Origin of the sequence: Phaeovibrio sulfidiphilus, assembly GCF_014861485.1 — a bacterium.
Taxonomy (GTDB): domain Bacteria; phylum Pseudomonadota; class Alphaproteobacteria; order Rhodospirillales; family Rhodospirillaceae; genus Phaeovibrio; species Phaeovibrio sulfidiphilus.
In genome coordinates this window covers 27355-39729 of record NZ_JACZHT010000002.1, presented here as the reverse complement: position 1 = coordinate 39729, position 12375 = coordinate 27355, and the positions used below count along the sequence as shown (strand labels likewise).

The window sequence follows — 12375 nt, the reverse complement described above, 5'->3', positions numbered from 1 at the left end:
GCTGGCGGGGCTTGCATTCCTGTGATACCCCTGTCACATGCGAACACTTCTGGAGGTCCATGCTCATGGCTTTTCCCCTTGCGGCGCGAAAGGTTCGTGCCCTCTCCGCCCGCAATGCCCGCATAACGGGTTTTGCTGCCGCCCTTTTCGCCGCGCTTGCAGCAACCCCGGCCCAGGCCGACTGTAAAACGTCGTCCGATGGCGTGACCCTGGCCGTGCGTCAGATTCAGACTCACCTTATGGTTGCCGCCCTGTCGTGCGGCCATTCGACCCAGTACAATGCGTTCGTGAACCGCTTCGCAACCGACATAAAGTCCAACGGCGATGCCCTGAACCGCTACTTCTCGCGTCAGTACGGCGGCTCCTCCAAGAGCCAGCTGAACGCCTACATCACCCGTATCGCGAACGAGGCATCCCGCACCTCCATGGTGAACCGTCAGGGCTTTTGCGAGGAAGCCAACGCCGTGTTCCAGTCCCTGATGGGGACGAACCCGGGCCAGCTCGCCACGTATGCCACGGCCAACCAGCCCTTCAGCATCCAGGCTGGATCGTGCACGACGCGTACGGCGCAAAAATAAAAGACTGACGCTGAAGACCTTCTTTCCGTGCGCCCCGGGGCTCCCCGCCCCAGGGCGTTTTTTTGTGCCCGGGGGGCACCGGGGAGAGAGCCGGCAGCACCGCCCTCCCCGCCTCTGGCAGGCGGGCATGCCAACCCCGGCCCGGGTGGGCGGGGCAGAGTGCATCCGCGCGGGAGGAGGAACTTTTGAGACTGCGGGTGGCGGCGCATGGGGGTCACGCCCGGATCCGGCGCCAGGCCGGGCGTGCTTGGGGAAAAGCCTGATACATTTCGGGTGCGCATAGGGGCCGACACAAAGCCGGACGCGACGGGGGAGCACAGCGGGCCACGGACCCGTGACGAGCGGGACGGGGTCGCCGGACGGGAGGGTGACCTGAACGGCGACCCGAACTGTGGCGGCCCGCTTTTCGGGTCGGGAGCCCGGCTGTGAAAGCGAAATACCCCGGTGAGCCTGCCGGGCGAAGGAAAACCGGGCGGCACCCCGGGCGGCAACCCCGGCGAAGGCACCCCGGGCGGCACACCCGCCATCACAAGAACCTGTTCGCCAAAGCCAACCGGGGGCCGGCCAGGAGCCGGAAGCCCCCCGGAGCCTATTCCGTCTCCGGTCCGTCCGGCGTGTCGGTCTCGACGGTGGTGGGTGCGGGCTTGGGGTGCACCATGCGCAGGGGCAGCCCGGAAATGAAGAAGTAGATGTTCTCGGCAATGTTGGTGGCGTGGTCGCCAATCCGCTCGATGTTGCGCGCGATGAACATGAGATGGGCGCACGCCCCGATCAGGGACGGATCCTCCATCATGACCCCGGACATCTTCTTGACCACCACGTCATAGAGGTCGTCCAGAGGCTCGTCCTGGTTCCAGGCATCCATGGCCCGGTCAATGTCCCGGTCCCGGTAGGCCTGGAGCGTGTCCCGGAGCATCACAAGGGCCATGTCCGCCATGGGCTCGAGCTCCCGGACCAGGGGGGTCTCGGGCAGGCGGTCCAGAACAAGAACCCGCTTGCCCAGGTTGGCGGCGTAGTCGCCGATCCGCTCCAGGTCCGCCGAGATCTTGAACCCGGAGATGATATAGCGCAGGTCGTCCGCCATGGGCTGGCGCAGGGCCAGCAGGCGGATGGAGCGTTCGTTGACGTCGCGCTCGAGGGCGTCGACCCGGGCATCCCCCTCGATCACCTCCCGGGCAAGGGCGGTGTCACGGGTGGCCATGGCCTTGGCTGCGCGGGCAAACTGGCTCTCGGCCAGGGCCCCCATTTCCAGGATCGTCGCCGTCAGTCCCTTCAGATCCTCGTCGTAGGACCGGACCGTGTGCCTGTCTGTCAAAACACCCTCCCCTGAAAGCGCCCGTGCGGACGCAGACACCGGCGCCAAGCGGCCGGTGCGCGGTCTAGCCGAAGCGTCCGGTGATGTATCCCTGGGTCAGCGGATGCTGCGGGTTCATGAAAATCACGTCGGTCTGCTCACACTCGATCAGGTAGCCCAGGTGGAAGAAGGCGGTGCGCTGGGACACCCGCGCGGCCTGCTGCATCGAGTGGGTCACGATGATGATCGTGTAGTTGCCGCTGAGCTCGTCGATCAGCTCCTCCACCTTGGCGGTGGCGATGGGATCGAGGGCCGAGCAGGGCTCGTCCATCAGGATCACCTCCGGCGAGACCGCAATGGCCCGGGCGATGCACAGGCGCTGCTGCTGGCCGCCGGACAGGCCGGTGCCGGGCGCGTCCAGACGGTCGCGGACCTCTTTCCAGAGGCCGGCGCGCTCGAGCGAGGACTGGACGATGCCGTCCAGCTCGTCCCGGGAGCGGGCGATACCGTGGATCCGCGGGCCATAGGCCACGTTCTCGTAGATGGACTTGGGGAACGGGTTCGGCTTCTGGAAGACCATGCCCACCCGGGCCCGCAGCTCGACCACGTCCACCTCGGGAGCGTAGATGTCCTCGCCCTCGATCAGGACCTGGCCCTCGACCCGGCAACCGTCGATCAGGTCGTTCATCCGGTTCAGCGAGCGCAGGAACGTGGACTTGCCGCATCCGGACGGCCCGATAAAGGCGGTCACCTCGCGCGACGCAATGTCGAGCCCCACGTTCTTCAGGGCGTGCTTCGGTCCGTAATAGACGTTGACATCATTGATGGAGAACTTGATGTCCCGGCCCGGGAGCCTCGGGTGTCCGGTTACGCCTTCGTAGTGGAATGACTGGTCAATCATGGAGGAAAGTTACCATTTTCGTTCGAATTTCCTGCGAAGCCAGACTGCGGCCGTGTTCATGATCACGAGGAACGTGAGAAGGATGATAATAGCCGCGGACATGCGCTCGAGAAAAGCACGTTCCGGGCTGTCGGCCCAGATGTAGATCTGCACCGGCAGGACCGTGGAGGGCGAGAGGATCCCCTCGGGGGTGTCGGCGATAAAGGCCACCATGCCGATCATCAGCAGCGGAGCGGTCTCGCCCAGAGCCCGCGCCATGCCAATAATGGTGCCGGTCATGATCCCCGGCAGGGCCAGGGGAAGCACGTGGTGAAGCACCGTCTGCATCTTCGAGGCCCCGATGCCCAGCGCGGCCTCGCGGATCGAGGGCGGCACGGACTGGAGCGCCACACGGGCCGCGATGATGATCGTGGGCAGGGTCATGAGAGACAGGACCAGGCCGCCCACCAGCGGAGCCGAGCGCGGCAGGCCGAAGAAGCCCAGGAAGATCGCAAGACCCAGAAGGCCGAACACAATGGAGGGCACCGCGGCCAGGTTGTTGATGTTGACCTCGATGATGTCCGTCAGCCGGTTTCGGGGCGCGTACTCCTCGAGGTAGACCGCCGCCGCCACCCCCATGGGGAACGACAGGGCCAGCGTCACAAGCAGCGTGTAGAGGGAGCCCATCAGGGCGCCGAAGATTCCGGCCAGCTCGGGCTGGCGGGAGTCCGCATTCACGAACAGGTTCCGGTCCAGACCGAACGAAACCAGCCCCCGCTCCTTCAGGGTGTTGAACCAGCCAATCTGCCGGTCGTTCAGGCGGCGCAGGCTCTCGGGCTGGCTGACGTCCACCTGCCCCTTGGCCAGCATGTCAAAGTCCGAGGCCACCGGGGTCGTCAGGGTCACGGTGGTGCCGATCAGGGCCGGATTGGCCATGACCTTCTCGCGCAGGTCATAGGTCGCGCCGTCCGAGACGATGGCATGGAGCTTGCGGCGCTCGATCCGGTCCTGGACGTCGGGGAACTGGGCATCCAGTGCATCCAGAACCAGCTTGCGGTAGTTGGCGCCAGACAGGGTCGCCTCCGCGCGGGTGCCCTCCGGATCGACCACCGCCGCCGTCACCGGCACGGACAAGGTCAGCTCGGTGGCGACAAAGGCGCTGGCGCCCTGCGAGACAATCGTCACGAACAGCGTGAACAGAAGCACCAGGGCCGCCAGGATCGCCGTGATCCCGTAGAGCCGGAAACGGGCCTCGGCCCGGTAGCGCTTTTTCAGTCCCGCGCGAACGATGTCAGTAATGTTTCGGGGCATGGGCAGAGCCTCAGTCGTATTGCTCGCGGTATTTTCGTACCACGTACAGCGCAACGATGTTCATGATCAGGGTCAGGCAGAACAGCACAAGGCCCAGGGCAAAGGCCGCCAGGGTCTTGGGGGAGTCGAACTCCTGGTCCCCCACGAGCAGGGTCACGATCTGCACGGTCACCGTGGTGACGGCCTCGAAGGGGTTGGCCGTCAGGCGGGCGGCCATTCCGGCGGCCATGACCACAATCATGGTCTCGCCGATGGCCCGGGAGGCCGCCAGAAGCACACCGCCCACGATACCCGGAAGAGCCGCGGGGATCACCACGCGGCGGATGGTCTCGGACTTGGTCGCCCCAAGGCCAAGGGAGCCCTCCCGCAGGGACCGGGGAACGGCGGAAATCACGTCGTCCGACAGGGACGAGACGAACGGGACGATCATCACGCCCATCACCACACCGGCCGCGAGGGCGCTTTCCGAGGACACGTCCAGCCCCAGCTGCTCCCCGAGGGAGCGGAACAGGGGCGCAATGGCCAGCGCCGCAAAGAAGCCGTAGACCACCGTGGGAATGCCCGCCAGCACCTCGAGAAGGGGCTTGGCCACCGCCCGGAAGCGCGGATGGGCGTACTCGGACATGTAAATGGCGGACATCAGGCCGATGGGCACGGCCACCACCAGGGCAATTCCCGCAATCAGGAACGTGCCCGCAAACAGGGGAACCGCACCGAACGACTTGGATACGTCCGGGCCGGTTGCGGTCTGGGGGCTCCAGTGCAGGCCGAACAGGAAGTCGGTGACAGACACGTGGGCAAAGAAGCGCAGGCTCTCGAACACCAGGGACAGGACAATGCCCAGGGTGGTGAGAATGGCCAGGCCGGAGCACATCAGGATGAAGGCGCGAAAGACGCTCTCGACCTTGTTGCGGGTGCGCAGAACCGGCGTGATGCGCGACAGGGCCCAGGCAGTGCCCCCGAGCGCAATGGCCAGACAGGCCGCCCAGGTCCCCCGGTTGCCCAGAAGGTGGAGCCGGTCCTTGTAGGCCGACGCCTCCATGAGCGCAGCCGGAGAGTCCACCGGGACGAGGCCGTTGGCCACGTTCCCGATCTCCGTATAGATCAGCTGGATCCGCTGGGCCGACAGGGGCTGCCCGTCCGGCCCCGAGAGGACAGAATCCGGCAGGGACGCGAGAACCAGCCCCCGGACGATTGCCGGCTCGAACATCAGCCAGAGCAGCAAGAACGCCAGGGAGGGGATCACGCACCACAGTGCGACATACAGACCGTGATACACCGGAGTGGAATGAAGCGGACGGGTGCCGTCTCCCACTCTCAGGGCCCGGGCCATGCCCATGCGGTACATCACCGCCGCCAGCCCGAGAATCACGCAAATGAGAATCAGAGTATCCATGCGCGCCTTAACGCCAAAAATAAGCACCGAGGCAGGTATGACCAAAAACAGGCCGCAATGAAAGGAAAAAGCGATAAATCGGGAAACAGCGCTGTCTTTCCCCCGGGAAGCCTCGGGGAAACGGGGCTTCCGGGGCCCGGGTTCTTTTCGGCTGAAGGCCTCCCGGCGATCCGGCCGGCCATTTTCCGAATCCGCCCCCTCCACCTCCGGAGGCGAGCGGGGCCGGGACACCCGCGCCTTGGGCAGCTTCATGACGCGCGTCATACCACCTGCAATGACCCGCGCCGCGGGAACTGCCCGGGCGCGGGACAGCCTCAGTCCTCGGGAACCGCCATGGGCACCAGATCCCGGGCGCTCCGGGCGGTGGCCTCGCGCTCGGCCTCCGGCAGCGGGATCAGCCCCCGGTCTGCAAGATAGCCCTCGGGCCCCGAGGCGGCGGGACCGGTGAACGCCTCCACGAACTCCCGAAGCCCGGGAACAATCCCGGCGTGGGCATTCTTCACATAGAAGAACAGGGAGCGGGACACCGTATAGGCCCCCGAGGAAATGCTCTCGAAGGTGGGCTCGGCCCCCTCGATCATCGCGCCCTGGACCTTGTCCGCGTTCTGCTCGAGGAAGGAAAAGCCGAACAGCCCGAAGGCGCTTCGGTTGGCCTCCAGCTTCTGGACGATCAGGTTGTCGTTCTCGCCCGCATCGATAAAGCGCCCGTCCTCGCGCAGGGCGGCGGTGCGCAGGGCAAACGAGGCCGGGTCCGTGTCCTTCAGCTCCTGGCAGGCCGGGATTTCCAGACATCCGGGCTCCATCACCAGCTCGAGGAACGCATCCCGGGTGCCGGAGGTGGGAGGCGGCCCCAGAAGCTCGATGGCGACAGACGGCAGCTCCGGGCGGATGTCGGACCAGCGGGTCCAGGGATTGGGAATCCAGCGGCCGTCCACCGGAACCTCGCGGGCGAGGGCCAGGAACAGATCCTTGCGGGTGAAGTCGGGACGGGGCGTTCCCCGGGCGCTGGCGACCACGATGCCGTCAAAGCCGACTCGCACCTCGGTGATCCGGTCCACGCCGTGGGCGCGGCAGGCCTCGAATTCCGAGCGCTTGATCGGCCGCGACGAGTTGACGATGTCGGGATAGCCGACCCCCACGCCCGAGCAGAACAGCTTGATGCCCCCGCCGGAGCCCGTGGCCTCCACCACCGGCGTGCGAAACGGGGTCATGCGCCCGAAGTGCTCGGCCACGGCGGTCGAGAACGGGAAGACGGTGGAGGAGCCGACAATGCGGATCTGGTCGCGCGCCTGAGCCGGAGCCGCAGACAGAACGACGGCGGAAAGAAGCAGCGCGGCGCCAAGCACGCGCCCGAACGGTTTCCCGATCAAGAAAGCCTCCCTGGGATACCCGCTCCGGGGGCCGGACAGCGGGCGGGGCAAAAAACGACGGGGAGCGCCCCATATGCGGGGCCTCTCCGTCTGAACCTGGTCCGGCGGGCCACGGAGGCCCGAACGGTGAAGACAGGCGCAAACGCGCGGTCTGTGAGACAGATCCTCCGCCGGTCATCGGGGCGGGACGCTCCCGTCAGGCCATCGGGGCGGGACGCTCCCGTCAGGCAGGCGGGGGAGGACGGACCCTGTCAGGCCCACGCCCCGGGGCACGGGCCCTGAACGCCGGAGACCGGGGATCCGGGCCCCGCGCGGCGGCGACCCGGCTTGCTCCCGGAGGGACCGGACTACTCCTCGTAGCGGATGACGCTGTCAACCTCGGTCGGGATGACATCGCGGCCGCCAAGGAAGGCCAGCTCCATGATGCAGGCCGCGCCCACGACCTCTCCGCCCACCTTGCGGATGAGCTCGATGGCGGCGCTCATGGTGCCTCCGGTGGCGAGCAGGTCGTCAAGAACCACAACACGCTGGCCGGGCTCGATCGCGCCCTTCTGGATCTCAATGGTGTCCGAACCGTACTCGAGGTCATATTCGTAGCGGACGGTCTCGCCGGGCAGCTTGCCCTTCTTGCGGACCATCACAAAGCCCAGGCCCAGCTTGAGGGCCAGAGGAGCGGCCACCAGAAAGCCGCGGGACTCGATACCGGCAAGGATGTGGGGCTGACGCGGGGCGACGGCCTTTGCCATGCGGCCCATGGCCACCTGCCACGCGTCCGCGTGGGCCAGGAGGGTGGAGACGTCGTAAAAAAGAATTCCGGGCTTCGGAAAGTCGGGAACCTCGCGAATGTAGGATTTCAGATCCATTGATTGTAACCTTTCCGGTCGTTGAAAGCGGAAGCAAAGCGCCCTATTCTCGGCAAAATGAGCGCTCTGGGAAGCCTTTTTTCGCACGGCCTGCAACCGGGCCCGGAACGACCCCCATTTACACAGTTTGAGGGGGCAATTTTCCCGGGCAAGGGCTTTGACACGCTTCCCGGCGATAGTGTACGCTTTCCAGACGTCCAATAGTTCGGCGGTACCATCCCTCATGGTGAAAAAGCTTATATCCGAAAGCGATGTCAGTCGCTTGTTGAGCGACCCTTCCGGATCCAACAGGGCCGAGACTGCCGACAAGATAGCCCGCCAGTTCGGCGACGGAGCGCTCACGGACAGGGAACGCGGTCTTGCGGAAGACATCTTCCGCCTTCTGGCCCGGGATATGGAAATCCGGGTTCGCCAGACCCTGTCCCTGTGCCTGAAAGAGTGCTCGGACCTCTCGCGCGACATTGCCCTGACCCTGGCCCACGACGTGGACGAGGTCGCGCTTCCGCTTCTGGAGTCCTCCTCGGTCCTCACGGACGAGGATCTGGTGGAGATCGTCCGCCTGAACTCCGAGTCGAAAATGACGGCTATTGCGCGCCGGGATGGAGTCTCCGAAATTGTCTCCGGCGAGCTTGTGGAGCACGGGACCGAGGCGGTCGTCTCCACCCTCATCTCGAACGAGACCGCCCGGGTGGGGGATGACACCCTCGAGCAGGTCGTGGACCGGTTCGGCGAAAGCGGGCAGATCCAGGACCGGCTGGTGTCCTTCGCCCGCCTTCCCTCCACGGTGGCGGAGAAGCTGGCCACCAAGATTTCCGCCAATTTTCAGGAAGCGCTCCTGTCGCGCTCGGACATCAGCCCCAACACCGCCGCCTGGCTTGTGCTCCAGACCTGGGAGAAAACCGTTCTCTCCGTGTCGTCCGAGGATACGGATTCCCAGTTCGAGCGGCTGATCCACCAGCTCATGAACACGAACCGGATGACGCCCTCGCTCGTGTTCCGGTCCCTGTGCATGGGGAACGTGAAGTTTTTCGAGCACGCCCTGGCGGCCCTGTCCGGCATGCCCCTGAACGTCGCCTGCCCCATGGTTCACGACCAGGGCGAGCGCGGGTTTCGCAAGATCTACGAGGCCTCGGGCCTTCCGGACCGCTTCATGCACGCCATGTACGCGGCCATCAACGTCGTGAGCGAGATCGAGCTCGACGGGCGGGAGGACGACCAGAAGCGCTTTTCACGGCGCATGCTGGAGCGGATCCTGACCCAGTACTCGGCGAACGGTGTGGAGCTCGAGGACGAGGATCTGGACTACCTTCTCGACAAGATGCAGCAGTTCCCCTCGGACATCACCCTGTCGCGAACCTCCGGCAGCCCGGTGTACCGGTCATGAGCCTGGATCGGGAAACCCGGCGCGCCCTGCATGACGTCCTTTCGGACTGTCACAGCGCCTCCCAGTTCGTCCACTGCGTCCAGGCGGCCCTCGACGACCTGACCCGCTCGGCCTGCCGCCGGCACGTGGGCGATGTGGGGCCGGACGAGGTGTTCGACATGGTCAGCGTTCTTGCGACCCTGAAGGGCCGCTATATCGCCGAGGCCCTGGCGGAAATCTCCTCGAAGCGGAACCCGGCCGCCCTGGATGTGGGGCGCCTGAGGGTCTTGCGCGAGCAGATCCGGGAAATCGAGAGCGCCCTTGACGCGGTCCGCTCCGCCATCGACCAGGAACTGGTGGGGGTGCGCGGGGTCAACGCGCCCTCCCCGACCGGCAGCCAGCCGGTGCTGCGCAACCACCCCGAATAACGCCCGGACCGGCCCGCCGCAGGGCAGGCTCCGCGGGCAACAGGCACTGGGCACCCACCCGAACCGGCACGGACAGCGGACAGGCACCCGCTCACACGAACGGGCACGCGGAGCCCCATACACACCCGGTCCGTCCGATTGCGAAGATGCTCCCCCCGAACCGCCCCCCCAAGGCGCACCGTCCAGGTTGGCCCGGCGGCCTGAACACGCGGGAGCCGGATCCCGGCGGGCCTGTCCCACTCCACCGCCCCGGATACGCCCGCCTCCCTGCACCAAATCCTCCGACGCAAGAGCCACCGGGAACCGGGCCCTACGGGCGCGCCGAAATCCCGGTGGCGGGGCCCGATGCGCGCTTGCTGTGCCCGATGCCGGATTTCTCCACGCTCTTCAGGAAGGCATCCAGATTGCCCCGAATGCGCGACGGGATTTCATAGGTGTAGACGTTGGCCCCGATCAGCTCCAGGAAGGCGCCGCTGAGGGTGGTCCTCACCTCCACCGGGTAGCCGTCCAGCAGCCGGGGGTTCGCCCCCGCAAGAAACACCTCCAAAGACAGATCCCGGGTCAGATCCCCGTCCAGGGACACGTTCAGGGTCCGGAAGTGGAAATCCTGAAGGGCCTCAAGAAGGGTGACCACCCCCTGGCGGGCGCTGCCGGTGACGCCCCCGGCCGCCGAGGCCGTGCCCGACGAGGGGGTATAGCGAAGGATCCCGGGACCGGTGGAGCGCAGGGCCGCCTGGCGGATCCGGATGGTGCCGTCGGTCTCCACGCGGAAGGGGATGCTGCCGGACAGGAAGCCCCGGGCCTCCATCTCCTTTTCCACCTCCAGAAGCCGCACCAGGGCGTCCAGGGACAGGCCCTCCACCGCCAGGCTGGACTCGACCGCGCCGTCCCCGAGAGGGATGCGGATGCCCGATGCGGTGATCTCGCCCTCGGCAAACCGGCAGCGGAAGGACTGGAGCACGATATTCCCCCGGCCGTCGAACCGCCAGGTGGCCTGCCCGTTGGTCAGGGGGATGCCGGGGCCCAGAAGCTCGGCCACGGCTTTGGAACTGTGGCCCTCCAGAGGCTCGAACCGGGTGATGGACACGGCGGTGGTCAGGTTCTGGAAGGCAAGGGCATCAAAGCGCCCGGTCAGATTGTCCAGAGCCATCTTCAAGTCCGGCGTGACCGTGTCGCCGTCCCAGTCCAGGCGCCCGCCCAGGGAAATGGTCCCCTCCCTCAAGTCCAGCCGCCCCGCCAGAAGACCGTGGAAGTCCTGCGCCCGCAGGGCCGGGGAAAACGCAGACTCCGGCATGTGAAGATGAAGCCGGGCGCTGCCCAGGTCGCGGGCCACGTGGCCCTTCACGCGCATGGTCGCACCGCCGGCGCCGACGTGAACCGTACCCTCAACGGCAAACAGATCCTCGCTGGTGGGGTACGGGTCAAGCCGGGCGTCCAGAACCAGGGGGCGCCCCTTTCCGCCGGGCAGGCGGTACTCCTCCTCCAGCGGCAGACGGTCAATCCGGGCCTCCAGGGTTGCCCGGGCCCGGGCCGGAAGGGGAGCGCCGGCCTCCCAGGGCACCCGCACCCGGAAATCCAGAGCCTCCAGGCCCGTCCCCTGCCACAGGAGCCGCCCGACGCTCATGCGAACCACAACACCGGGCCGGGGCCCCTCCGAGGAACCGAGGGCCTTGGGGACAGGCTCACCGTCCCCGGCTGCGACGCCCTCCGGGCCAGCCCCGGACGCGGACCCGGACGCGGACCCGGACGCCGTGCCGGTCGTCGCGTCGGTCCCGGGCGTGCCGCTTTTCGCGCCGGCCGCGGCCGAGGCGGTTTCAGAAGCGACCCGGTCCGTCCCGGTCTGCGCCATCGCCGCGGCGCCCGGACGCGTTTGCGTCCCGGCCCCCGGAGGCGTTTGCGTCCCGATCCCCGACCCCGTACCGATATCCTTTTTCGGGCGCGCTCCCTGGGGCCTTCCGGGCTCCCCTGCGCCACCGGCGTCCAAACCGGCCTTGTCCACATCCTCGCCCGGATCCCCGGCGCCGGACGTGTCGGCGGGGCGGAAATCCGCCGTGTCCACCTGGATCCGCAGATCCTCCAGACGGGCGGGACCATCGGCCGTATCCAGAACCAGCGGCCCCTCCAGGCTCAGGATCAGATGCAGCGCCGGCAGCCCGCCGGACGCGCCGCGGGTCCGGGCGCCCCGTTCCAGGGACAGGCGCACCGAGGCCGGCTCCCTCAGCCGCAGGCCGTCGGGGCCCGATTTCTCAAGGGGCTCCAGCGTGAGATGCATCCCGGCGGGAGGCGGGGCGTCCGAACGCCGGGTGCGGGTGTCCAGCTGTCCGGACAGGCGCGCGGAAGCCACCACCGGCTCCCCCGAGACCACGTCCAGGATCTCCAGGCGGCCGTCCCCGATCTCGAGGGTCCGGAAGCGGTCCGCCAGCCGGATCAGCCCCTCTGCGGGAAAATCGCCCTCCCCCTCGAACAGGGGCTCAAGCCCCGGGAGCCAGACCCCGGCCCCGTCCGCCACCGCAAACAGGTGAACCGTCCCGATCCGCAGCGAGGCAACACGGCCCCGGAGCAGATCCAGCGGCGAGGCGGTGACCTCCACGTCCTGCACAACGGAAGGGCCGGTCCCCGGGCGCACCTCCTGGATGACCATGCGGGACGGGCCCAGGTGCACAACCCGGGCGGAAGCGCCCTCCAGCCCCATCGCCCCCAGACCCAGGCCCAGGGCCCACGAGGCCGCCGCCAGCCGGTTCAGCCACAGCACCACGGCCGCCACGCACACGACCAGAACGGCCACGCGGCGCACGGCCACACCCCGGGGGCGCCGGGGGCGGCTTGGGTTTTTCCATACGGGGCTGAAGGTCCAGTCTGTTCCGGTTCGTCTCATGGGGGTATTGTGCCTGA

General features: G+C 67.2%; 10 protein-coding genes. 3 read left to right on the top strand and 7 right to left on the bottom strand.

Annotated elements, in window-relative coordinates; genetic code table 11:
- Nucleotides 1-65 precede the first annotated feature (65 nt).
- The gene (locus IHV25_RS03260; protein WP_242018773.1) at nucleotides 66-578 is read left to right on the top strand and encodes a hypothetical protein; all 513 of its coding nucleotides are present in this window, start codon (nucleotides 66-68) and stop codon (nucleotides 576-578) included.
- A 589-nt stretch (nucleotides 579-1167) separates the two neighbouring features.
- Here the strand turns inward: IHV25_RS03260 and phoU are convergent.
- The 6 genes from phoU to IHV25_RS03230 form a co-directional block, all read right to left on the bottom strand.
- Complete coding sequence (gene phoU / locus IHV25_RS03255; protein WP_192533656.1) at nucleotides 1168-1893, bottom strand: phosphate signaling complex protein PhoU; 726 nt, start codon at nucleotides 1891-1893, stop codon at nucleotides 1168-1170.
- Nucleotides 1894-1957: 64 nt separating this feature from the next.
- The gene (pstB, locus tag IHV25_RS03250) at nucleotides 1958-2773 is read right to left on the bottom strand and encodes a phosphate ABC transporter ATP-binding protein PstB (protein WP_192533654.1); all 816 of its coding nucleotides are present in this window, start codon (nucleotides 2771-2773) and stop codon (nucleotides 1958-1960) included.
- Between the two features lie 9 nt (nucleotides 2774-2782).
- On the bottom strand, nucleotides 2783-4063 hold the full coding sequence (gene pstA / locus IHV25_RS03245; RefSeq protein ID WP_192533653.1) for a phosphate ABC transporter permease PstA: 1281 nt from the start codon (nucleotides 4061-4063) through the stop codon (nucleotides 2783-2785).
- Nucleotides 4064-4073: 10 nt separating this feature from the next.
- On the bottom strand, nucleotides 4074-5459 hold the full coding sequence (pstC, locus tag IHV25_RS03240) for a phosphate ABC transporter permease subunit PstC (protein WP_192533651.1): 1386 nt from the start codon (nucleotides 5457-5459) through the stop codon (nucleotides 4074-4076).
- A 314-nt stretch (nucleotides 5460-5773) separates the two neighbouring features.
- On the bottom strand, nucleotides 5774-6829 hold the full coding sequence (locus tag IHV25_RS03235) for a PstS family phosphate ABC transporter substrate-binding protein (protein WP_338048578.1): 1056 nt from the start codon (nucleotides 6827-6829) through the stop codon (nucleotides 5774-5776).
- 347 nt (nucleotides 6830-7176) lie between these two features.
- On the bottom strand, nucleotides 7177-7692 hold the full coding sequence (locus tag IHV25_RS03230; RefSeq protein ID WP_192533650.1) for an adenine phosphoribosyltransferase: 516 nt from the start codon (nucleotides 7690-7692) through the stop codon (nucleotides 7177-7179).
- 223 nt (nucleotides 7693-7915) lie between these two features.
- Between IHV25_RS03230 and spbR the strand changes: the two genes are divergently transcribed.
- Nucleotides 7916-9076, top strand: a complete 1161-nt coding sequence (spbR, locus tag IHV25_RS03225; RefSeq protein ID WP_192533648.1) for a SpbR family protein — start codon at nucleotides 7916-7918, stop codon at nucleotides 9074-9076.
- The gene (locus IHV25_RS03220) at nucleotides 9073-9483 is read left to right on the top strand and encodes a hypothetical protein (protein ID WP_192533647.1); all 411 of its coding nucleotides are present in this window, start codon (nucleotides 9073-9075) and stop codon (nucleotides 9481-9483) included. Before spbR ends, IHV25_RS03220 begins: the two co-directional genes overlap by 4 nt.
- A gap of 310 nt (nucleotides 9484-9793) precedes the next feature.
- On the opposite strand, the gene IHV25_RS10625 is transcribed toward IHV25_RS03220, so the two are convergent.
- Nucleotides 9794-12277, bottom strand: coding sequence for an intermembrane phospholipid transport protein YdbH family protein (locus IHV25_RS10625; RefSeq protein WP_192533645.1), 2484 nt, complete (start codon nucleotides 12275-12277; stop codon nucleotides 9794-9796).
- Between the last annotated feature and the right edge of the window lie 98 nt (nucleotides 12278-12375).

Bases quoted from the DNA above. Each gene is read 5' to 3' on its own strand.
- IHV25_RS03230 (WP_192533650.1), bottom strand. From the start codon at position 7,692: ATGGATCTGAAATCCTACATTCGCGAGGTTCCCGACTTTCCGAAGCCC.
- pstC (WP_192533651.1), bottom strand. From the start codon at position 5,459: ATGGATACTCTGATTCTCATTTGCGTGATTCTCGGGCTGGCGGCGGTG.
- pstA (WP_192533653.1), bottom strand. From the start codon at position 4,063: ATGCCCCGAAACATTACTGACATCGTTCGCGCGGGACTGAAAAAGCGC.
- IHV25_RS03260 (WP_242018773.1), top strand. From the start codon at position 66: ATGGCTTTTCCCCTTGCGGCGCGAAAGGTTCGTGCCCTCTCCGCCCGC.
- spbR (WP_192533648.1), top strand. From the start codon at position 7,916: ATGGTGAAAAAGCTTATATCCGAAAGCGATGTCAGTCGCTTGTTGAGC.
- IHV25_RS03220 (WP_192533647.1), top strand. From the start codon at position 9,073: ATGAGCCTGGATCGGGAAACCCGGCGCGCCCTGCATGACGTCCTTTCG.
- pstB (WP_192533654.1), bottom strand. From the start codon at position 2,773: ATGATTGACCAGTCATTCCACTACGAAGGCGTAACCGGACACCCGAGG.